18 protein-coding genes are annotated in these 20,991 nt (G+C 68.8%); 8 read left to right on the forward strand and 10 right to left on the reverse strand.

Going from position 1 to position 20,991, the window contains the following annotated elements; all coding sequences use genetic code 11:
* Positions 1-21: 21 nt before the first annotated feature.
* The 6 genes from O9271_RS06115 to O9271_RS06140 all read right to left on the reverse strand — a co-directional run bounded on the left by O9271_RS06115 (position 22) and on the right by O9271_RS06140 (position 4,553).
* Complete coding sequence (locus tag O9271_RS06115; protein WP_298267179.1) at positions 22-1,197, reverse strand: endonuclease/exonuclease/phosphatase family protein; 1,176 nt, start codon at positions 1,195-1,197, stop codon at positions 22-24.
* A gap of 122 nt (positions 1,198-1,319) precedes the next feature.
* Positions 1,320-1,919 (reverse strand): Holliday junction branch migration protein RuvA, encoded by a 600-nt coding sequence (ruvA, locus tag O9271_RS06120; protein ID WP_298267181.1) that lies wholly within the window; start codon positions 1,917-1,919, stop codon positions 1,320-1,322.
* On the reverse strand, positions 1,916-2,485 hold the full coding sequence (gene ruvC, locus O9271_RS06125) for a crossover junction endodeoxyribonuclease RuvC (protein WP_298267183.1): 570 nt from the start codon (positions 2,483-2,485) through the stop codon (positions 1,916-1,918). Before ruvC ends, ruvA begins: the two co-directional genes overlap by 4 nt.
* Before the next feature lie 38 nt (positions 2,486-2,523).
* Positions 2,524-3,267 (reverse strand): YebC/PmpR family DNA-binding transcriptional regulator, encoded by a 744-nt coding sequence (locus O9271_RS06130; protein WP_298267185.1) that lies wholly within the window; start codon positions 3,265-3,267, stop codon positions 2,524-2,526.
* Between the two features lie 50 nt (positions 3,268-3,317).
* Complete coding sequence (locus O9271_RS06135; protein WP_298267187.1) at positions 3,318-4,154, reverse strand: DnaB-like helicase C-terminal domain-containing protein; 837 nt, start codon at positions 4,152-4,154, stop codon at positions 3,318-3,320.
* A 3-nt stretch (positions 4,155-4,157) separates the two neighbouring features.
* Entirely contained in the window at positions 4,158-4,553 is a 396-nt protein-coding gene (locus O9271_RS06140) for a hypothetical protein (protein WP_298267189.1), read from the reverse strand.
* A 61-nt stretch (positions 4,554-4,614) separates the two neighbouring features.
* On the opposite strand from O9271_RS06140, the gene O9271_RS06145 reads away from it, so the two are divergent.
* The 5 genes from O9271_RS06145 (at position 4,615) to O9271_RS06165 (ending at position 11,035) form a co-directional block, all read left to right on the forward strand.
* On the forward strand, positions 4,615-6,177 hold the full coding sequence (locus O9271_RS06145) for a response regulator (RefSeq protein WP_298267191.1): 1,563 nt from the start codon (positions 4,615-4,617) through the stop codon (positions 6,175-6,177).
* Positions 6,138-8,042 (forward strand): ABC transporter ATP-binding protein, encoded by a 1,905-nt coding sequence (locus O9271_RS06150; RefSeq protein ID WP_298267195.1) that lies wholly within the window; start codon positions 6,138-6,140, stop codon positions 8,040-8,042. The genes O9271_RS06145 and O9271_RS06150 overlap by 40 nt, the downstream gene beginning before the upstream one ends.
* A gap of 5 nt (positions 8,043-8,047) precedes the next feature.
* Positions 8,048-9,175 carry a glycosyltransferase gene (locus O9271_RS06155; RefSeq protein WP_298267197.1) on the forward strand — a complete coding sequence of 376 codons (1,128 nt, stop codon included), beginning with the start codon at positions 8,048-8,050 and terminating at the stop codon, positions 9,173-9,175.
* A 38-nt stretch (positions 9,176-9,213) separates the two neighbouring features.
* Positions 9,214-10,359: an aminotransferase class V-fold PLP-dependent enzyme gene (locus tag O9271_RS06160; RefSeq protein ID WP_298267200.1), complete on the forward strand. Its 1,146-nt coding sequence runs from the start codon at positions 9,214-9,216 to the stop codon at positions 10,357-10,359.
* A 109-nt stretch (positions 10,360-10,468) separates the two neighbouring features.
* Entirely contained in the window at positions 10,469-11,035 is a 567-nt protein-coding gene (locus O9271_RS06165) for a GNAT family N-acetyltransferase (protein ID WP_298267202.1), read from the forward strand.
* A 22-nt stretch (positions 11,036-11,057) separates the two neighbouring features.
* Here the strand turns inward: O9271_RS06165 and tyrS are convergent, their stop codons facing one another.
* The gene (tyrS, locus tag O9271_RS06170; protein ID WP_298267204.1) at positions 11,058-12,344 is read right to left on the reverse strand and encodes a tyrosine--tRNA ligase; all 1,287 of its coding nucleotides are present in this window, start codon (positions 12,342-12,344) and stop codon (positions 11,058-11,060) included.
* A gap of 67 nt (positions 12,345-12,411) precedes the next feature.
* Here tyrS and O9271_RS06175 point away from each other — a divergent pair, with 67 nt between their 5' ends.
* The 3 genes from O9271_RS06175 to O9271_RS06185 all read left to right on the forward strand — a co-directional run bounded on the left by O9271_RS06175 (position 12,412) and on the right by O9271_RS06185 (position 16,848).
* A complete protein-coding gene (locus O9271_RS06175) occupies positions 12,412-14,565 on the forward strand; it encodes a penicillin-binding protein 1A (RefSeq protein WP_298267206.1) in 2,154 nt (717 codons plus the stop codon).
* Between the two features lie 72 nt (positions 14,566-14,637).
* Positions 14,638-15,987, forward strand: coding sequence for an amidohydrolase family protein (locus O9271_RS06180; protein ID WP_298267208.1), 1,350 nt, complete (start codon positions 14,638-14,640; stop codon positions 15,985-15,987).
* A 318-nt stretch (positions 15,988-16,305) separates the two neighbouring features.
* Positions 16,306-16,848 carry an HNH endonuclease gene (locus O9271_RS06185; protein ID WP_298267211.1) on the forward strand — a complete coding sequence of 181 codons (543 nt, stop codon included), beginning with the start codon at positions 16,306-16,308 and terminating at the stop codon, positions 16,846-16,848.
* Here the strand turns inward: O9271_RS06185 and O9271_RS06190 are convergent.
* From O9271_RS06190 to O9271_RS06200, 3 genes are all read right to left on the reverse strand, one after another.
* The gene (locus tag O9271_RS06190) at positions 16,845-17,486 is read right to left on the reverse strand and encodes a hypothetical protein (RefSeq protein WP_298267214.1); all 642 of its coding nucleotides are present in this window, start codon (positions 17,484-17,486) and stop codon (positions 16,845-16,847) included. The genes O9271_RS06185 and O9271_RS06190 overlap by 4 nt on opposite strands.
* Positions 17,487-17,500: 14 nt before the next feature.
* The gene (locus tag O9271_RS06195; RefSeq protein WP_298267217.1) at positions 17,501-19,345 is read right to left on the reverse strand and encodes a hypothetical protein; all 1,845 of its coding nucleotides are present in this window, start codon (positions 19,343-19,345) and stop codon (positions 17,501-17,503) included.
* A gap of 247 nt (positions 19,346-19,592) precedes the next feature.
* Complete coding sequence (locus O9271_RS06200; protein ID WP_298267220.1) at positions 19,593-20,984, reverse strand: sigma-54 dependent transcriptional regulator; 1,392 nt, start codon at positions 20,982-20,984, stop codon at positions 19,593-19,595.
* Positions 20,985-20,991 lie beyond the last annotated feature (7 nt).

Consider the following 20,991-nt stretch of genomic DNA (forward strand, 5'->3'; position numbering starts at 1 on the left):
GTGTCGGTCAGCGCGCGTCGGTCAGCGCGCGTCGGCGAGGGTGAGACGGGTCAGCAGCGGGTAGTGGTCGGATCCGTGCGCATCGTCGAGCCGCCGCGACACGGGTCGTTCGAACACCGGCGTCTGGGCGGACGGTGGCGGCAACGGCGTGGAGGCTGACGGACCGGATGGGGCGCGCTCCTGCGCCTCGGCCACGGGCAGGCGGAACAGCATGTGGTCGAGGGTGCGCCCCACACCCATTGGGCGACCGGCGTACGTGGGGCCGTTGGTGGCATTGCCGTGCGGGAAGTGCGCGCGCAGCACGGCGACCGCACGTTCCCACGACGACGGGGCCCAGGTATTGAGGTCACCAGCAACCACGGTTGGCAGCGCGTTCGAGTCCCGCGACAGCGCCGCCGTGAGCGCCTCGGCTTGTCGCGCCCGGCCGCTGCCGAAGCTGCGTTGAAATCGGGACACGATCGACCGATTGTCGAGGTGCACGCTCACGACGCGCAGGGGCAGCGGCCGTCCATCGGGCGTGGTGGACCGCACGGTCGCGCTCGCGGCCACACGGCGCTGCCCCTCGAACGGCAGTTCGATGGCCAGGTGATCGTCGAGCGGCAGCGTGGATATGATGGCGTTGCCGCGGTCCTCGCGAGCGCCGTCCGCATGCGCCCAGCCATTCGCCATGGACGGGACATAGAACAGGTGCAGGCCATGGTCCCGCGCCACTTCGACGACCGCCGCACGCCAGCCATGCGCTGGCCGTGGCGCAATCCGGCGTGGCCGCATGGCCGCCCCGCGCGGCACGTCGTGCCCGGTCCGATACACCTCCTGCAGCAGCAGTACGAAGTGCTCGACGCTGTCGCCATCTGTGAAGCGTCCCGCACGCAGAGCGCGGATGAAGCCGTGCAGATCGCCCCCGCCCACATTGGTGTTCCAGCTCACCACCGTGAGCTCGTGGGCCGACGTGGGACGCTGACCGACAGGCGCCTCGTACCGCTGCACCACCGCCGGGCCGACTCCGGCGCACCAGCGGTCGAGCTCCTCCCGGTCAGTGACCGGACCATGTACCCACGTGACGCGTCGGGAACTGTCTGCCACACAGGCCAGCCCCGCGGGCACCTCGGGGATCACGTGCAGGGCGGTGCCACCAGCAATACCGAGCGCGGAGAGCGACACGAGCAGAGCGGTTCGGGTGCGGAAGGTGAAGAGCACGCGTGTGAGACCCCCCGCCGCGGGAAATGTTCGGGCACCTCCCCGACCGTACCGGATTCACGTCAGTCGCGTGATTCACGCGATCGGCGAGGGGCCGGCCAACACCCGAGGTGCACCGCCCGTCACTTCCCCGTCAACTTGCCCAGCGCGCCCCGCACCACGGTGCTCACGTCGTCGGCGGCGCCGCTCTCCATGACCGCCCGAACCGCACGCTCGGCGTCTGGCTGATTGTAGCCGAGCGCCACCAGCGCGCGCGTGGCGTCGTCGGCCACGGGATTGCCGGGGGGGGCCCCACCCGATGCGGGTCCGCTACCTACCACCTCGATCTTGTCGGCAAGATCGAGAATGATCTGCTCCGCCTTCTTGCGCCCCACGCGGGGGACCCGCATGAGTGTGGTGACGTCCTTCTCCCGCAGCGCCCGCACGACGCGTTCGGGGGTGAGCGCCGACAGAATGCCGAGCGCGAGAGCGGGGCCAACCCCCTTGGCACCGAGCAGCTTCTGGAAGACTGCACGCTCGTAGGGATGCGCAAATCCGTAGAGGTGCCAGGCATCCTCGCGCACCGAGAGATGCGTGTGCAGCGTCACCTGCTGTCCCGAGGCGGGCAGCCCCTCGAATACCGACAGCGGAATGAGGCATTCGTAGCCCACGCCCCCCGCCGTCATGATCTCCACGCGGTCGAGTTCTCGGGTGACCAGCGTGCCGGTGACCAGTGCGATCATGCGCGAGACTCCGAGGAACGGCGAGTGGTATGCGTGCGCGCGGCCGCGCGAACCGAAGCGAGAGACGGCAGGTTGAGCGGCGGCAGCGAGGGCAACGTGACCGACAGACAGGCGCAGAGCGCGGCAGCCACCCCGTCGGCCGCATCGGCTGGCTGTGGTGGCTGCTTGAGCCGCAACAGCCGGCCGACCATGAACTGCACCTGCTCCTTGCTGGCGCTCCCCCGCCCGGTCACAGCCTTCTTGATCGCCGCGGGCGGATACTCGTGAATCGTGAGGGCCGCCTGTTGCGCCGCGAGCAGAATGACGCCCCGCGCATGCCCGAGCACCACGGTGGTGCGCACGTTCTTGGAGTAGAACACGTCTTCGATGGCCAGCGTATCGGGGCGGTGCCGGGTGATGAGTTCCCGCACTCCCTCATGCACCTCGTGCAATCGCTGGGGGAGCGGGTCACGCGCATTGGTGCGAATCACGCCACACTCCACGAGGGCCGTGCTGCGTCCCTCGAGCGACACCACGCCATACCCCGTAACGGCCGTGCCCGGGTCGATGCCGAGCACGAGCTTCATGGGGTGCTCACGGGGTGGAGGAGGAACGCCGCCCCACGTTACGCGCCGGCCATGGCGCTTTCGTCCATCTCGAAGTTGGCGTCGACCTTCTGCACGTCGTCGAGTTCTTCGAGCGCCTCCAGCAGCTTGAGCAGCGCCGCCGCATTCTCCCCTTCCACCTTGACGGTGTTCTTGGGCACCCAGGCGAGCTCGGCGTCTTCGACCTTGTACTTCTGGGACTCGAGCCCTTCCTTCACGGCGTGCAGTGACGCGGGGTCGGTGGTGACGACGAAGAGCTCACCGTCGTTCGCGACGTCATCGGCACCGGCGTCGAGGGCGACTTCGATGAGCGCGTCCTCGTTGACGCCATCGGCTGGCACCGTCATCTGGCCCTTGCGGTCGAACATGAACGCCACCGAGTTGCTCGTGCCCATGTTGCCGCCATTGCGCGAGAGCTTGTGGCGGACATCGGCCACCGTACGCGTGGGGTTGTCGGTGACGGCCTGAATCATGATGGCCACCCCGCCCGGGCCGTACGCCTCGTAGAGCACCTCGGTGTAGTCGACACCCTCGAGCTCGCCCGTTCCCTTCTTGATGGCCCGCTCGATGTTGTCCTTGGGCATCGACACCGCCTTGGCGTTGTCAATGGCGGTGCGCAGGCGCGGGTTTCCGCCAGGGTCACCACCACCGAGCTTGGCGGCCATGGTGATTTCGCGGATGTGTCGCGTGAAGAGCGAGCTGCGCTTCTTGTCGGTCGCCGCCTTCGCGCGCTTGATCGTCTTCCATTTGCTGTGGCCTGCCATCTGCTCCTCGGACTGGTGGTTGTTCAACCGGTCAATTTAACAGGAGACGGCTACTCGGCCACGTCTTCGAAACGGCCGAAGCGGGCATCGAAATACAGATCCACGTAGTTGCGCGCGCCGCCACGATTCTTGAGTACGAGCAGCTCCGCCGCCCCCGACACCCCGCGGTCGAATTCGTACATCTCCTCGCGAAAGAGCCCCAGAACGACGTCCGCGTGCGTGCCCACGGCACCGCCGAGACCGAAATCGGCCAAGCGCGGGCGCCTGTCGGCCCGGGACCGATCAAGCGCGGGCAGGTGCGCGGTGACCAGCACGGCAATATGGCGCGAGAGCGCCAGCCGCTTGAGTGCGAGTACCGCGAAACCCAACGCGTCCGCCAGCCCGTGGTCGCGCAGCAGGGTGCCTTCGAGCGTGTCGATGATGACCAGGGCGGCGCCGGGGGTGGCCTCCACCGCGCGTTCGATGGCGGCGATTCCGCCATCGAGCAGCGTTTCCACCACCGGGGCCTGGTCACGCAGCGACAGGGCGGCCGCTGCCAGGCGGGCCCGCTCGGCCTCATCGACGGCGCCGAGCCGCATGCGCTCCACGGAGACCCGTGCGGACATGGCGAGGGCCCGCTCGTAGATGCGCTCCGGCCGCATCTCGCTGGAGACGATGAGGGCCCGCGAGGCACTCCGCAGCGCCACCGCCAGGGCGAGCGCCGACGACCCCGCACTGTCGTCCCCCCCAAGCACGACCAGGTCGCCGCGCCGGAACCCGCCGCCGAACAGGCGATCGATGGAGGGGAAGTTCGTCGGCACAAGTTCCGGATCCACCTGTCCCTCACCGGTCCGATCGACGCGCGCCACAATGCGGGTGAGCGGCGAGATGTCGTGGTCGCCCGTCATCGGTCAGCCGCCCGCAAGCAGTCGGGCCAGGCGCTCCAACTCCTGCACCGACGGGCCATCGAGGTGAGCCCCGGCGGCGGCAACCACGGTGCGGAGCGCGCCCGCCGCCTGGAGTGGGGTGCCGGTGCTGGCTTCGACACACCGCGCGAACGGCACGCGCGTGGTGGCCGGAAGCGCCAACGACGCCAGCCAGACCTTGGCGCCTGAGGCACGTGCGGCCCGGTCGGATGCCGGGAGCGCGCTGCCCGGCGCGAGCCCATGGGCAAGACGGGCAGCCAACAGGGCCGCGAGCGCCACTTCGCGCCCGCCACCCAACGGCAGGCGCCCCGCCAGGGAGGCCAGGGCGGGAAATCCGAAGCGAAGCGGGTCCAGTGCGTACGGGAGGGGATCAGTCAGCACACTCAATTCTAGCACGAACCGGCACGCCGTGGCGGGGGTACCACCCGTGTATCTTTCCTCCATGGCGCCATCGGCAAAGACCATCCTCTGGGTGGACGACGAAGCGGAATTGCTCGAACCCCATCGCCTGCTTCTGGGCGACAAGGGGTACGTGGTGCAAACCGCGACCAACGCCGACGACGCCCTCGAACTGCTGCGCCGGCACCCGTACGACTTGGTGCTGCTCGACGAGCAGATGCCGGGCACGCGCGGCCTGGACGCCTATCGCGACATCCGCGAGTTGGCGCCCGCCCTGCCCGTGGTCATGGTCACGAAGAGCGAGGAAGACGCCACCCTCAAGGAGGCCATCGGCGCCAACATCCGCGACTATCTCGTGAAGCCGGTGACGCCGCGTCAGGTGCTGTCGGTCATCACGAAGATCCTCGACGGCCCCCTCATCCGTTCGCAGGCCATGGCGCGTGCGTTCGTCGAGCGCTTCCGGGCCATCGAATCGGAGCGCTACGCCAATCTCGACTGGCGTGGCTGGATCGAGCGCTTTGCGGAGCTCATGCAGTGGGACGTGGATCTCGCCGATGCCGGCGAACTGGGGCTGCACGAGTCCCTGCGGGGCCTCTATCCCGACATGCACCGCGCGTTCGCGGAGTTCATGCGCACGGAGTATCCGCGCTGGCTCCGAGAGCTGGAGGGCGATCGGCCGCCACTGTCCGTCGATGTCGTCACCGAGTTCGTGCTGCCGGTGCTGCAGCGCGATCGCAAGGTGATCTTCGTCGTGATCGATTGCCTGCGGCTGGATCAGTGGCGTGCGCTGGAGCCGTTGCTGGCCCCGCTGTTCGACGTGGAAACGACGCACTACTACTCCATCCTGCCCACCGCCACGCCGTACGCGCGCAATGCGCTGTTCAGTGGCCTGTTTCCCGGGGAAATCGCGGCGCGCTTTCCCGACTGGTGGGGGGAGCGGGATGACGAAACGCTCAACGCCCACGAAAAGGACCTGCTCGTGGCGCATCTCGATGAGTTGCAGGTGGCCGCCGCGGTGCGCTACCAGAAGCTCACCACGGCCACCGACTCCGACGACCTGGAGCGCCACTTGCCGGCGGCCATCGCCGGCGATGGCGTGCATGCCTTCGTGTTCAACTTCGTGGACATGCTGACGCACGGCCGCTCGGAGAGCATGATCCTGTACGAGGTGGCGCGCGACGAGATCGCCCTGCGCGCGCTCACGCGGCAGTGGTTCGAACGGTCGGCGCTGTTCACGCTGCTCAAGGAAGCCTCGCGTCGCCACGTGTCGGTGGTGGTCACCAGTGATCACGGGGCGCTGCACTGCAACACGCCGGCGACCGTCTTCGCCAAGCGTGATGCCACGGCGAATCTGCGCTACAAGTTCGGGGAGGATCTCCGCGCCGAGCGGTCGGAGCAGGCGCTGCTGTTCGCCAATCCCGACGACCTGCGTCTGCCGCATCGCGGTCCGGGCACCAACACGCTCATGGCGGCGGGGGACACCTTCTTCGTCTATCCGACCAAGCTGCGCGAGTATCAGGGGCGCTACCGCGGCTCCTTTCTGCACGGCGGGGTGACACCGGAGGAATGCATTCTCCCCGTGTCCCTGCTCACGCCCAAGCGCTGACGATGCCCGACACCGGGGCCCACCGCACGCCGGCGCCTGTCCTCTGGCGCCGCCTGTGGCGTTTCGTGGGGCCGCACAAGGGCAAGCTCTGGCTGGTGGTACTGCTCAATGCGCTGGCGGCCTTCGCCGACGTGTTTTCGTTCACGCTGCTCGTGCCGTTCTTCAATGCGTTCTTCAAGAGCGAGCAGCTGATCCCGGCCACCGGCACGATCGGACGGGTGCTCGACACCACGATCGGATTCCTGCTCGATGAGCGGGATCGCATGGCGTCGCTGCGCAATGTGCTGCTCATCGTGATTGCCGCGGTGACGCTGAAGAACGCGCTGGTGTGGCTGTCGGGGCAGGTTGGCGTGAAGCTGCAGGAGTTCGTGGTGCGTGACCTGCGCAACGCGCTCTACGCGCATCTGCTGCGCCTGCCGTTGCCGTGGTTCACCCGCAACAAGGTGGGGCAGATCATTGCCCGCGTGCTCAATGACACGGGCAACGCGAAGACGGTCGTGACCGAGCTGGTCACGCGCTCGCTCTGGAGCGGCGCGCAGCTGGTGGCGACGCTCGTGGCCATGTTCACCACGTCGTGGCGTCTGTCGCTCGCTGCCCTGGTCATCGCGCCCATCACGATTGGCGCCATTCAGCCGGTCCTGCGCAAGTTGCGGCAGGGCTATCGCCGTCTGGGCAACGAGCAGGGGGAGATGACGAGCCTCGTGCAGGAAGTGGTCAGTGGGGTGCGCCTCGTGAAGTCGTATCGGGCCGAAGGGCGGGAAGAGGCGCGCTTCACCGAGAAGAACAATGCCTTCGCCCGCGGCTTCGTGAAGGTGGGACGTCTGGCGTTGCTCTCGGGCCCGGTCACCGAAACCCTGGGCACGTTCACCGCCGTCATCATCCTCTGGTACGGCGCGCAGCTGGTTTTGGTCGAGGGCAGTCTCACCGGCGCCGAGCTGCTGGTGTTCCTCGTGCAGGTGATGCGCTTGCTGCAGCCGCTCAAGCAGCTGTCACAGACGCCGGCCGCTGCCCAGCAGTCGCTCGCCAGCGCCGAGCGCGTGTTCGAGATTCTCGACGCGCCGGCGGAAACGACCACCGACCGTGGGACGCGCGACGTGGCGACCTTCGAGCGGGAGATCGCGTTTTCGGGAGTGGGGTTCCAGTACGATGGCGGTGCCGCAGCGCTGCAGGATGTCACGTTCACCGCACGCAAGGGCGAGGTCGTGGCGCTCGTGGGTGCGAGTGGCGCCGGCAAGAGCACGCTGGTGGACCTGCTGCCCCGCTTTCTCGATCCCACCGCGGGGCGCGTCACCCTCGATGGCGTGGATCTGCGGGAGATTCGCCTCGGTGCCCTGCGCGCCCTCACCGGCATCGTGAGCCAGGACACGGTCCTCTTCAACGACACCGTTCGCGCCAACGTGGCCTTCGGACGTCCCGATGCCACGCAGGCGCAGCTCGACGCCGCGGCGCGGGCCGCGAACGCGCTCACCTTCATCGAGGCGCTGCCCGATGGGTGGGACACCAATCTCGGTGAGCGCGGAAGCCGCCTGTCCGGCGGGCAGCGTCAGCGCCTGGCCATCGCGCGCGCTCTCGTATCCGATCCGCCCATCCTCATCCTCGACGAGGCAACGTCGGCCCTCGATGTGGAGAGTGAACGGTTGGTGCAGGAAGCCATTGACCGGTTGCTCCAAGGGCGCACGGTCTTCGTCATTGCGCACCGTCTCGCGACCATTCAGCACGCCGATCGTATTCTGGTCCTCGATGGCGGCCGACTCGTGGAAGAAGGCGCGCACGACATGTTGTTGGCGCGCGGCGGACCCTACGCGCGGCTGCACGCGCTGCAGTTCGATCGCCGCTCCACCGACGCGGTTGTCGAGGTCGGGTAACTCTCATGCGCGTGCTGGTGGTGGCCTCCACCCCGGAGTGGACGGCTGGAGCGAGGCTCCTGGCCCAACTCGCGGCCGGTCTCGCCGCCCGCGGTGATGTGGTCGCCATGATCACCGCACTTGGCAGTGCCGCGGAGCGGGCGGTGGAGCAGGGCTGGCCGCGACTCTCGCTGCGCAGTGTGAGCGGGGCCGGTGGACTGCGGCAGGCATGGAGTCTGCGCGGAATCGTCACGGCGCTGCGCCCTGACGCGTTGCTCGTGGGCAGCGAACGCGATGCGGTGCTGGCGGCCTTCGCCATCGGCACTCGCGGTGGCATCGTGCGCCGGGTGGCGGCAGACGAGTACGTCCCGCGCCCGGGTACGGGTGCGGTTCCATCACCTGCGGCTGCAGGGGCCGCAAAGTCCGCCCCGCTGCCATGGCATGCGCGTCTCGCCCTGGCACGGACGCCCATCACGCGGTGGGGTGACACCCGCCTGGCACTCGGCTGGCCATCGCCGCCGGTGGAAGACACGGCCGCGCATGCCACGGCAATTCATCGGCTCCCGTTGACGGCGCCTGCGGTGGTGCTGGTCCCTGGGAGGTCGCACGACGAGGGCACGGCGGCGGCCCTCCGCACGCTTGCGCATCTGCGCACCCGTCGCCCGGATCTGCGTGTGCTGCTGGTCGGGGCCACCGCGGCGCTGCAAGGCACGCGACTGCATGCCGCGTCGCTCGACCTAACGGCGGCGGTGGAGATCGTGCCCGTGGAGGCGCTGTTGCATCACGAGCTGGGGTACGCGTGCGCGGCGTGGATTACGGCACCGGGCGACCACGGGGCGCTGGCGACCCTCGCGGCCATGCAGCAGCGGTTGCCCACCGTCGTGGCCGTCGATGCCCCCTCTGCCGAGCTGGTCACGCATGGGGCCACCGGCTATCATGTCGCGGCCGACAACACGGTCGTGGTGGTGGCCGAGCTCGCGCGCCTCCTGGCAGACGTGAATGCCCAACGTGCGGTGGGGGGCGCGGCCGCCGCCCGGGCGGCTCGCGAGTTCGGCTGGGACGCTCTTGTGGACGAGGCCGCCCTGCTCCTCGCGCGCGCGGCCGGTGTCAGCGGTGCCGGCATTACCCGCCGGCCGGCGCTCATGCCCGCCTGATCTCCCCCGTCTTCCTTCTCCCTTTCCGCGCACACCCTATGCTCGATACGACCTCGCTGCGCGCGACCCAGTTTGCATGGATGGCCGATGATCCCGGCATCTACCTGAATGCGGCATCGGTGGGGCCGATGCCGGAGGCTGCGGTGCGTGAGGCGACGCGCTGGAGTGCGTGGCGCGCCCGTCCGCACGAGATCCCGTTTTCGTCGCTGCTCGATGCGGCCGCGACCGCCCGGCAACAGTTCGCGGCGCTCATCGGTGCCGACCCCGATGAGATCGCGCTCATGCCCAACACCACCTATGGGCTCAATCTCGCGGCCCGCGCATTGCCCCTGCGCCCGGGGGCCATCCTCGCGTTCGACGGCGAGTTCCCCAGCTGCGTGTATCCCTTTCAGGCGCTCGGTTCGCGCGGGGTGACGCTCGAGCTCATGCCGCGCGTCCACGGGCTCCCCGACGAGGACGCGCTCGTTCAGGCGATCGAGCACCGGTCGGATGTGGTAGCGGTCGTCGTGAGCTGGGTGCAGTTCGCGTCGGGGTACGTTGTTGATCTCGAACGGATCGGACGCGCCTGCCGGGCGCGCGGGGTATTCTTCATCGTCGACGGCATTCAGGGATGCGGCGTGCGGCCGCTCGACCTGAACGCCACACCGGTGGACATCTTCGCGAGCGGTGCCCAGAAGTGGCAGCTGGGGCCGTGGGGCACCGGTTTCGTGTATGTGCGCCGCGATCTCGTGACGGCACTGCAGCCGCACGATGTGGGGTGGGCGTGCATGAAGCGCAGCACCGACTACACCCGCCTCACCGACTACGAGTTCGACCTCTTCGACGACGCGCGACGCTTCGAAGTCGTGACGCTGGCCTATCACGACTTCGCCGTGGCCAACGCCGCGACGGCGTTGTTGCTCGAGCTGGGCGTGCCGGCCATTGCCGCGCATCTCGATGCACTGACCGGGCGCCTCACCCAATGGGCGCACGCCCGCGCCGACGTGCGCCTCGTCACCCCGTCCGAGTCCGCGCGTCGCGCGGGCGTCGTATCGTTCGCGCCGGTCGCGCTTGCGTCCATGGCGGCCGCGTTGACCAACGCGCAGGTGCACTTCACCGTGCGGGAGGGGGCCATTCGGCTCTCGCCGCACGTGTACAACACCCTCGACGAGATCGACCGCGTGGTGGCCTTGCTGGACGCCTAGCCGCGAGGGAATTGCGCGTCGGCACTGGACTTGCAACTCCTGACCGCCAGATTGCAGGGGTTGGTCTTCCCTACACCCGATGTCGCGCCCTCCTTCTCTTCGTACCCGCATGGCCCTCGCCGAGCGCACCATCGCCGAGGCGCTGCGTATCCTGACGCCACGCGGAGTGGCGGAGGGGGAGCGTCATGCCACCCTCCCCGCGGGCGAGGCCTTCGGCGCCAACGAGTTGCTGGCGATGGTGGATGAGCAGACGCTCACGGGAGAGCCGCAGAACAATGCCGTGCTCGTCTACGGCCCCGCCCCCATGTTGCTCGAGACGTTGCGCTTCGATGTGTCGCCGGAGGAGTGGCGCCCCTTTGCCCCGTCGCCCGCGCGCGCGTTGCCTGCCGATCGGTTGCGGGTGGGGGCTTTGCGCGGCGGTGTGCTCGTGGCGCTCGCCACGGCCGGTGCGCCGATCGGTAGCCTCTCGCGCCTGCGCGTGCTCGTCTCGCCCGCCTTCCGGCAGATTGGCCTGGGGCACCTGGTGCTGCACCGCGCCGTGCAGGCGCTGCTGCGCGACGGGCTGCTGCCGTACGCGACGCTCGTGTCCACGGATCTGGGTGCCCGCGCGCTGGCACGCGCGGTGGGGTTCGTGAACGTCAGCCGGGCCTTTGGCGGACTGGCGCCGGCGTATTGAACGCACGGCGCCGGTAGGGCGCTCAGGGAACGTGCAGCAGGCCGAACTCGCGTTGTCCCTTCCTGATGAGCAGATATCGACCACGCAGCAGGCGATCGTGATGCACCGTGGGCTGTGCGAGCTTCTCGCCGTTCACGCTGATCCCGCCCTGCTCGAGCAGGCGCTTCGCGGCGCCGCGGGAATCCGCGATGCCCAGCAACTGCAGGGCATGCAGCACATCGACCTCATCCATGGCGGGCTGTGCCACCGGCGCGTAGTCGGCGAACCGGATCTCTGATCGCAGCGCCGTGAGTGCCGCATCCGACAGGCTGGCGGGATCCGCTCTCTCGAAGAGCAGTGCCGACACTTCCTGGGCGGCCCGCGCCGCCTCCTGGCCATGCACGCGTGCCGTCACGTCGTACGCGAGCGCCCGCTGTGCGGCACGCTTCCCCGGATCGCGGCGCACCGCCTCGTCGAGCGCCTCGATCTCCTCCCGGGAGAGCAGGGTGTAGAAGCGCAGGTAGCGCGACACGTCGCGATCGTCGGCGCCCATCCAAAACTGGTAGAACTGGTAGGGCGAGGTGCGGCCGGCGTCGAGCCACACCGAGCCACCGCCGGTGCTCTTGCCGAACTTGGTGCCATCGGCGTTGGTGATGAGCGGGAAGGTGAGCGCGTGCGCGTCCCCACCCTGCGCCTTGCGGATGAGTTCGAGGCCGGCCGTGATGTTGCCCCATTGGTCGCTCCCCCCCATTTGCAGCGTCACCCCTTCACGGCGGTGCAGCTCGAGATAGTCGAACGCCTGCAGCAGCATATAGGTGAACTCGGTGTACGAGATGCCGTTCTCCAGCCGGCTCTTCACCGAATCCTTGGCCATCATGTAGTTCACCGAGAAGTGCTTGCCCGTATCGCGCAGGAACTCGATGAGCGACAGGGAGCAGAGCCAATCGGCATTGTTCACGAGTCTGGCGGCACCCGGTCCCTCGAAATCGAGGAACTTGGCGAGCTGCCGCCGGATCGCCTCCGCGTTGGCGCGGATGGTGTCGAGATCCTGCAGGTTGCGTTCGCTGCTGCGTCCGCTGGGGTCACCGATCATCCCGGTGCCGCCCCCCACCAGGGCGATGGGGCGATGCCCCGCGCGCTGCAGATGCACCAGCCCCATGATCGGCACCAGGTTGCCCACGTGCAGACTCGAGGCGGTTGGATCGAATCCCACGTAGGCGGTGACCTGCCCCGCGGCGAAGGCGGCCGGCAGACCGTCGGTGTGCTGGTGCAGAAGCTCGCGCCAGGCGAGCTCCTCGAGCGGAGCGGAGGTGTTGGTCGTGGCGGACATGCCCGCAAGATAAGCATACCGCCCAACGGTACCGATCCCTTCCCCGGGGTGTACCTTCCACCCTGCTATGGCTCTTTCCACCGTCCTCAAGCGGCGCCCCTGGCTGGGCTGGCTGCTGATGCTCACTGTCTTCGGTGCCGCCATCGGTGCCGGCGGATTGGCGGGTGCCTGGGCCGTCATCTGTCGCGACGGCCGGTGCCCCTCCATTGCCTCGCTCGAGCAGTACGTGCCGCGTCAGACGTCCAAGGTGTACGCGGCCGACGGGCGGTTCGTCACCGAGCTCGGCCTCGAACGCCGTACCCTCATCGGCCTCAAGGACATCCCCAAGCACGTGCGTGATGCGGTGGTCATCACCGAGGACAAGCGCTTCTACGCGCACGACGGCATCGACTACCTCCGCATTTTCGGGGCGCTCGCGCGCAACGTGAAGGCGGGCAGCTATGTGCAGGGGTTCAGTACCATCACGATGCAGCTGGCGCGCAACGTCTTCTCCGATCGCATTTCGCGCGAGAAGACGCTGCTGCGCAAGATCAAGGAAGCCCGCGTCGCCCGCGCCATCGAGCGCCGCTACAGCAAGGACAAGATCCTCGAGCTCTACCTCAACCAGGTCTACCTGGGCAACGGCGCGTACGGCGTGGAGACGGCCTCGCAGCGTTACTTCGGCAAGAGTGTGCGCGACGTCACCGTGGCCGAGGCGGCGGTGCTGGCCGGGTTGCTCAAGGGGCCGGAGCGCTACAACCCGCGTCGCTTCGCCGATCGCGCCATCCAGCGTCGCAACACGGTGCTCGAGCTGATGCGCCGCGGTGGGGCCATCAGCAACGAGGACGCGTCGCTGGCCAAGGCGTACCCGTTGCAGCTGGCCGAGCGCGCCGAGTCGGGTGACGTGGCACCGTACTTCGTCGAATGGGTGCGGAAGGAACTGGAAGAGCACTTTGGTGCGCGGCTCTACGACGAGGGCCTCAAGGTGTATACCACGCTCGACGTCGACATGCAGACGGCGGCGGAGCGGGCGCTGGAGAACCAGTTGCAGGCCATCGAGGGCGGACGCCACGGGAAGTACACCCACCTGACCTACGAGGCGTATCTCGCACGCAGCGCCGACGGCGGCGAAACCGGCGCGGCGAACTCGCCCTATCTGCAGGGCAGTTTCGTGGCCATCGACCCGCGCTCCGGCGCCGTGCGCGCCATGGTGGGTGGTCGCGACTTCGGCGACAGCAAGTTCAATCGCGCAACGCAGGCGCTGCGACAACCGGGATCCACCTTCAAGCCCATCGTGTACGCGGCCGCCGTGCACGAGGGATACGGGCCGGCACAGGTGGTGGACGATTCTCCCATCGCACTCGACCAGATGAGCGGCGAGACGTGGACGCCGCAGAACTACGACATGAAGTTCCAGGGCAGCATGCCCATGCGCAAAGCGCTGTATCAGTCCCGCAATCTGGCGGCGATTCGCACGGGCATGGCCGTGGGCGCCGATGCGGTCATCACGATGGCGCGGCGTTTCGGCATCACCACCCCCATTCCGCCCTATCCATCCGTCTTCATCGGGTCGGCCGACACGTATCCGATCCAGATGATCGGCTCCTACTCGGTGTTCGCGAACCTCGGCCTGCGGACCACGCCGCACGCGATCGCTCGGGTGGAGAACGCGGCGGGGAAGGTGGTGTGGAAGCCCGATCTCGTGCGCGAGGCCGTGCTCTCCCCGGAAGAGGCGTGGCTGATGGTGAACATGATGAAGGATGTCGTCGTGCGCGGCACCGGCGCCCGCATCTGGAGCAGCGGCTTTCGCGTGCCGTCCGGCGGAAAGACCGGCACCACCAACGACGGGGCCGACGTGTGGTTCATCGGCTATACTGCCGATCTGGTGGCCGGCGTGTGGATGGGCTTCGACAAGCCGCAGAAGATCAAGGGGAACGCACAGGGAGGCGACCTGGCGGCCCCGGCGTGGGCATCCTTCATGACGGAGGTGTACCGGCGAAAGCCGCAGCCTCCCGATTGGCCACGGCCCGACGGCGTGGTGGTGCGGGAGATCGACGCGGTCACCGGTCGACTCGCCAACGCCAGTTGCATGGGCGCGCTCACCACGGAGTTCTTCGTGCAGGGATTCGAACCCACGAGCACCTGTACCGATGTCGCGGCACCCTCGGCGTTCAGCATGGACAGTGCGCGCGCCGCGGTGAAGCGCGACACGACCAATCCGTTCCGCCTGCCACCGGCGTGACGTGAGGCCCCTCTGACGCACGTCCCGCCGCTTCCGGTCCCCTCCGAGCGCACGCTCTACACGGCGCGGTGGGTGCTCCCCATCAGTGCACCGGCCATGGAAGACGGGGCGGTGCTGGTATTGGGCGACACGATTGCCTGGGTGGGACCGGCACATGCGGCGGGCGCGGTGCTCTCGGCGCACGGGGCGGAACCCGTGTCCGTGGTCGCCCTGGGTGACGCCGTGCTTCTCCCCGGGCTGGTGAATGCGCATTCCCACCTCGAGCTCACCACGCTGCGCGGATTTCTCGAGGGCCTCGACTTCCGCGAGTGGTTGCGCACCCTCACGGCGGTGCGGCGCGACCTGCTCACGGAAGCAGACCTGCTGGATGCGTCGCGGGTGGGCATCGTGGAGGCGCTGCGCCATGGCATCACCACGCTGGCCGACTGCACCGACTCCGCGATGCCCCTGCACGCCATGCGCGAGCTGGGCGTGCGCGGCATTGGGTATGTCGAGCTGTTCGGCCCGGATCCGGCGCAGCGTGACGAGTCCCTGTCGCGGTTGCGGGCGCGCGTGGAGCTGCTGCGGCAGCAGGACACACCGCTCGTGCGCACCGGGGTGTCGCCGCATGCGCCGTACACGGTGTCGGCATCGCTCTTTCGTGCCACGGCCGAGTATGCGCTGGCCGAGCGATTGCCCATGGCGGTGCATGTCGCCGAGAGTGCCGCCGAAACGGCGTTCGTGTGCAGTGGCGAGGGGCCGTTCGCGGAACGCCTGCGGGCGCGCGGCATGGCCGTCGCGCCGCAGGCCCGCTCTCCCGTGGCGCTCCTCGAGGCCACCGGCGTACTGGCCGTGCGTCCACTGCTCATCCACGCCGTTCGGGTGGATGAGGCGGACCTGCAGCGTATCGCGCATCATGGGGCGAGCATCGTGCATTGCCCCCTGTCGAACGCGAAGCTCGGACAGGGCCTCGCCCCGCTCGACCGCATGCAGGCGCATGGGATCGCCGTCGGTCTCGGCACCGACTCGGTCGCGAGCAACGATCGCATGCACCTGATCGATGAAGCGCGGCAGGCAATCCTGGCGCACGCGATCCGATCCGGCAGTCCGGACTCATTGTCCGCCCACGGGGCGCTCGAGCTGGCCACGGCGGGCGGTGCGGCGGCGCTGGGGCTGGAGGCCGTGGTGGGCACGTTGGAGGTCGGCAAGGCCGCCGACCTCGCGGCCTTTCCGCTGGACGACGCCACGGTGCACACCGTGCACGATCCCGCCGTGACGCTGGTGCACGCGCTCGCCGGGCGGGCGCAGGCGACGCTGGTCACGGTGGGAGGACGAGTCCTGGTACGAGGCGGGCAGGTGCTGGTCGACGATCCCACGTGGCACGTGCGGCAGCGGGAGACGGGAGCGCGGCTCCGCCAGTGGCGGCAGCGTGGTGCGCCATGATATGCTTCGGCATGCGTACGCGTGACGAGCTCGCCGTCTTCAGGAGTTGCGGCGCCCGCCGGATAGGCGGGTGTGCTGGCGTCGTCGCCAGGGCCACGCGTCATTGATCCGTCTGCCCCCCGCCATGCTCCCGGCCACTGCCGGCGCTTCGGCGGGGTTTCGTTTTTCGCCGGGCCCGCGTGCACAAGCGGGGGATGCACCACCGCGCCTCCTGCGGCGCGGCACGACAGCGTTGGTCTCCACGACTCACCGACTTGACGGAGGGTAGGCGTGATCGCCGGTTGTCTCGCATTGAATGCGTCGTACGAGCCTCTCACGATGGTGCCGCTGCGCCGGGCGCTGCGTCTGGTGATCGACGGCAAGGCCGAGATCGTCGAGGCCGACCGGCACGCGCCGGTGCGCTCGGAGAAGCAGGCCTTTCCGCGTCCTGCCGTCATTCGGCTCACGCGCTACGTGCACGTGCCGCGGCGCTTCCGTCGGCAGGTAACGAACATCTTTCTGTTCGCGCGTGACGACTACCAGTGTCAGTACTGCGGGCGCCGGTCCAGTGAGCTCAAGCCGCGCGAATCGCTCACGCGCGATCACCTCGTTCCCATGTCGCGCGGCGGCACGAATGAATGGTCGAACGTGGTGACGGCCTGCAGCTCCTGCAACACGCGGAAGGCCAATCGCATGCCCGCGGAGATCGGCATGCACCCGCTGCACGCGCCGGTCGAGCCGCACTTCGTGCACCTCTCGTGGGCCGTGCGGCGACTCACGCCCATCCAGGCGCAGTACATCCGCACCTTCTACGGCGAAGAGACGTTGCGCGAGCTGGAGAAGATCGAGGGGAGTGGATTGCGGGCGACCGGTCGGCCCTAGAACACCATCGTCGCACTGCGCGCCTCGAGTCGCCGTGCCTCGGCGCCAAGAATGCGCGAGGCGAGCGTGCGCACCCCGCGCGTAATGGCCGACGCCGGGCTGCGCTTGCCGCGCACGGCGGGCGCTCCTTCCCCGCGCAGCCAGCGCTCGACTTCGTCGAGATCACTCACGTCGAGCGCCTGGATGTCCGCCTGCACCAGCACGTAGCCCTTCTGGCCACGCCGCGGCGTGGGGAGCGCTGGCAGGTACGCCAGCTCCGACGCCGCGCGGGCGTCGGCAAAGCGCACGTAGCTGCCCAGGGTCATGACCCGATCGCCCACGAGTCGCGCCACCTCGTAGCTGCGCTCCACCACGTTGTACTGCACGATGACATCCCACTCGGCACGCCCGCGGATGTCATCGAAGTACCGCCCCACGGTCCAGATCTCGGCCCGCAGGTGCATGCGCACCGGAAACCCGTTCTTGAGCAGCTCATCGTGCTCACGTTCCGTGAGCACATTGCGAACGGCCACCAACGGCGGATAGCTCTGCGCCGTCACGCGAATGTCGATCGCCGGCGTGTCCTGCGCGCGCGCCCACCGGCCGCTGCCCACGAGGAGCAGCAGCACCGTCAGGCACAGGCGCAGGAGACGGCTCATGGCGCGCGGTGTGCTCAGAAGCGGCGGCCCAGCCGCACGTACACGTTCGGCGAAAGCCCGCTCTGCGAAACGGCCTGGGCAAGGTAGACGCCGAAGTCACCGAAATCGAAGCCACCGCCGATATCGGTGCGCCACGTGTTCAGGTCGGGTACCCGATTGCGGCCGAAGAACAGCGGATCGGCCGCGCTGGTGGCGCCCGCCACCGTGGCGGGGCGATTCACGAGCCACCCACGCCCGCTGTTGGCGAAGAGCACCCATGTCCCATCCGCGTGGCCGCGCCCGAGCTGCCAGCGCCGGTCGCCCTCATCGTCGTCACCGAACAGGTCGATGCGGAAGTCGCCCTTCCACTCCACCTGCACCAGCGCCATGCGCTCGCACTGGGCGGGCCGCCCCAGCAGCACATACAGCTCCTCGGACCCAGTCGCACAGGTGCCCGCGTCTGCCGTACCGATGGTGCGACGGAAATCGAACCCGGGGAGGGCGTCGATACCGCTCACCGCAAGGCGACGCTGCACGGGCAGGGCATCGCCGTGCACCCAGCCGCCCACGACGGCACGCAGGTTGAGCTGCGCGTTGGGTCCGAGGCGGTTGTAGCGGCGGAGATCGAAGAAGGCACGGCCGTAATCGAGCGCCACGGCCGGTCGCAACTCGCGGGTCACGAGACCGGGACGCCCCAGCCCTTCGGTGAGCGGTGCCAGCGTCAGGGCGTCACTGTGTCCTCGCTCGTACTCCCCGCGCAGGTACCACCCCGAGCGCGGGTACCGGGACTCCGTGCGCGTGTCGAAGGTACCGCTCAGCGTGAGCAGCCGCAGCACACCCTCATCGCCGCGTGGGTTGAGTCGCAGGGCGACCTCGTCATTCAACCGGAAGACATCGCGTGCCCGACGGGCGTTCCACCGCTCCTCCCCGTACGACAGCTTGAGTTCGTGGCCGCGCCCGGCAAAGGCCGATAGGTACGCCTGCGCCCCGTGCCGTTCCCAGTAATCGCGGTAGTCGCGCGAGAAGAAAAAGGTGGCCAGCCCCACCTCGCCATCACTGAGCTGCCAGCGCTCCATGGCGTCCACTTCGTCGAACAGTCGCGTGCCCACGGCGATCCCCGCCTGCTCACCCTGTCGCACTTCGAAGAGCGCGCGATGGCCCAGGTTCTCGTCGTTCCATACCAGGCGGTCACCGGTGCGGAAGATGCCGTATACCTCGGCGCGCACCCGGGTCGCGCCGCTGCGGGCGCGAACGCGCGGGCCCACGTAGATGGGCAGTCCTTCCACGCGGTTATAGGTGTGCGCCGAGGTGAAGAACAGCTGGCTTACCGTTTCCTCTGCGTCGTCCTCCTGCACCCACTGCGAAAAGCGGGTGAGGAAATCCGTGTCGGCCACCAAGGTGTCGCCGTTCTCCTGATACCGGTAGCGCGCGCTCCACACGCGAATCTCGCCGGTCACGCTGGGGCGCTCGGGCGCCTGCAGCGTTCCGCCCACCACGGTGATCCCCTTCGCCAGGCGCGCGCCCTCGACCAGCACCACATCGCCGTTCAGCACGACCACCTCGCCGTTCACCACCCCGGCGAGCCGCGCGTTGCCGTTGAGGACGGCGAGGTCGCCGCGTACCGTGTCGCTCGCGGTGAGGGTGAAGTCTCCGCGCACCTTGCGCGTGGTCGTCGCATTGAACAGGCGTGTGACCTCGAGGGCGACATCCCGCGGGACCCCGCCCACGCGCTGCGCCGCGGCCGGCGCCGGCAGTATCACGAGGCCGAGGGCGAGCAGCCCGCGGGCAACCGCTCCACGGGGGCTCGCCGGGCGCACCACGCTCGTGCGGCGGGGGATCGGGGGGCAGGGCTGACCGGAGGCGGCCGTGGGTTGACTCATTCAGAACTCCTGCTGAGGTTCGCGCTCCGCCATGGCATGCCCCGTACCAGTGCGGCCCGGATTACACCGTGGCCGACGCGTGGCGCTCCTGCAATATCATCAATTCCGGGAGCGACCGGCGCGTCACCGCACCACGTACGATGCGCCTGAAAGGGGACACTGGTGTGTCGGAGTGCTACGCCGTGGCATGGCGGGACATCGGCCATCCGCGAAAGGTTTGAACGCCGGTCAGCGTGCCACGCCGCGATCACTCGGCGGGCGAGGCGAGCCCGAGCCGCCGCATGCGACGATACAGATTGGGCCTGTCGGTCTGGAGCCGCCGCGCCGCCTCGGCCACGTTGCCATCGCTGTGTGCGAGGGCGGCGGCAATGAGGCGCCGCTCGTACACGTCGAGTGCATCGCTCAGCGGCAGCCCGTCGGTGGGATCGGCTCCGGCGCGGTCGCTTGCGCCGTGCGCGGTGGCGGCGCCGTGCGCGGCCTGCGGGATGACCTGCAGCACGTCGGTGCGTGACACCTCGGAGCCGGCATGCAGGATGGCGAGCCGCTCCACCACGTTGGCGAGTTCGCGCACGTTGCCTGGCCAGCGATATCCACCCAGTGCGGCGAGCGCCTCCGGCTGCCAGGTAACCAGGGGCCGCCCTGTGCGTGTGCGATGGCGCGCCGAGAAGTGGCGTACGAGGGCGGGCAGGTCGCCGGGCCGGTCACGCAGCGGTGGCAGCTGCATGGGAATCACGTTGAGCCGAAAGAACAGGTCTTCACGGAACGTGCCGTCGGCCACGGCGCGGGTCAGGTCCTTGTTGGTGGCCGCGAGAATGCGCACGTCGATCCTGATCGGCTTGCCGCCACCCACGCGCTCGATCTCTCGTGCCTCGATGGCCCGCAGCAGCTTGGCCTGCGCTTCGGCGCCGAGATCGCCGACCTCGTCCAGGAACAGCGTACCGGTGTGGGCCAGTTCGAAGCGGCCGATGCGCCGTTCGGTGGCGCCGGTGAAGGCCCCACGCTCGTGGCCGAACATCTCGCTCTCCACCAGGTCACGCGGAATGGCGGCACAGTTCACGCGCACGAAGGGCTTGTCGCGGCGCGGACTCCCTTCGTGGAGGGCGGCGGCGACCAGTTCCTTGCCCGTGCCCGACTCGCCGGTGATGAGGACGCGCGCATCCGTTGGGCCAATACGCGCGATGAGCGCGCGGACCTCCCGCATGACCGGCGACTCGCCGACCATCTCTCCCGAGATGCCCAGGTCTTCGCGCAGCGCTGCCGCTGTGCGGCGCGCCTGCCGCAGTTCGAACGCCGAGGCGAGCGCCAGCAGCACCCCCTCGGGGGTGAGGGGCTTCTCGAGGAAGGTGAAGGCACCGAGCCTGGTGGCGCGCACGGCATCGGTGAGTGCCGCGCGCCCGCTCATCATGACCACCGGCACATCGGGGCGGCGTTCACGCAACTTCTCCAGCAGGGCAAGGCCGTCGAGCTCTCCCGGCATCATGAGATCGACGAGTGCGATGTCCGGCTCGAGCGCTTCCGCCAACGCGAGACCGGTGCGCCCATCGGCGGCGTCGCGCACATCATACCCTTCCGCTGAGAGCAGGGCCCCCACCATGCGCCGGATGTTCGGCTCGTCGTCGACTATGAGTACGCTGGGCATGAACGGG

Origin of the sequence: Gemmatimonas sp. (assembly GCF_027531815.1) — a bacterium.
In the GTDB taxonomy this organism is placed as follows: Bacteria; Gemmatimonadota; Gemmatimonadetes; order Gemmatimonadales; family Gemmatimonadaceae; genus Gemmatimonas.

Coding starts and splice junctions, on each gene's coding strand:
- O9271_RS06165 (WP_298267202.1), top strand. CDS start 10,469: ATGGCCCTCGCCGAGCGCACCATCGCCGAGGCGCTGCGTATCCTGACG.
- O9271_RS06135 (WP_298267187.1), bottom strand. CDS start 4,154: ATGACGGGCGACCACGACATCTCGCCGCTCACCCGCATTGTGGCGCGC.
- O9271_RS06150 (WP_298267195.1), top strand. CDS start 6,138: ATGCATTCTCCCCGTGTCCCTGCTCACGCCCAAGCGCTGACGATGCCC.
- ruvC (WP_298267183.1), bottom strand. CDS start 2,485: ATGAAGCTCGTGCTCGGCATCGACCCGGGCACGGCCGTTACGGGGTAT.
- O9271_RS06145 (WP_298267191.1), top strand. CDS start 4,615: ATGGCGCCATCGGCAAAGACCATCCTCTGGGTGGACGACGAAGCGGAA.
- O9271_RS06130 (WP_298267185.1), bottom strand. CDS start 3,267: ATGGCAGGCCACAGCAAATGGAAGACGATCAAGCGCGCGAAGGCGGCG.
- O9271_RS06190 (WP_298267214.1), bottom strand. CDS start 17,486: ATGAGCCGTCTCCTGCGCCTGTGCCTGACGGTGCTGCTGCTCCTCGTG.
- O9271_RS06155 (WP_298267197.1), top strand. CDS start 8,048: ATGCGCGTGCTGGTGGTGGCCTCCACCCCGGAGTGGACGGCTGGAGCG.
- tyrS (WP_298267204.1), bottom strand. CDS start 12,344: ATGTCCGCCACGACCAACACCTCCGCTCCGCTCGAGGAGCTCGCCTGG.
- O9271_RS06195 (WP_298267217.1), bottom strand. CDS start 19,345: ATGAGTCAACCCACGGCCGCCTCCGGTCAGCCCTGCCCCCCGATCCCC.
- O9271_RS06160 (WP_298267200.1), top strand. CDS start 9,214: ATGCTCGATACGACCTCGCTGCGCGCGACCCAGTTTGCATGGATGGCC.
- O9271_RS06175 (WP_298267206.1), top strand. CDS start 12,412: ATGGCTCTTTCCACCGTCCTCAAGCGGCGCCCCTGGCTGGGCTGGCTG.
- ruvA (WP_298267181.1), bottom strand. CDS start 1,919: ATGATCGCACTGGTCACCGGCACGCTGGTCACCCGAGAACTCGACCGC.
- O9271_RS06200 (WP_298267220.1), bottom strand. CDS start 20,984: ATGCCCAGCGTACTCATAGTCGACGACGAGCCGAACATCCGGCGCATG.
- O9271_RS06185 (WP_298267211.1), top strand. CDS start 16,306: ATGGTGCCGCTGCGCCGGGCGCTGCGTCTGGTGATCGACGGCAAGGCC.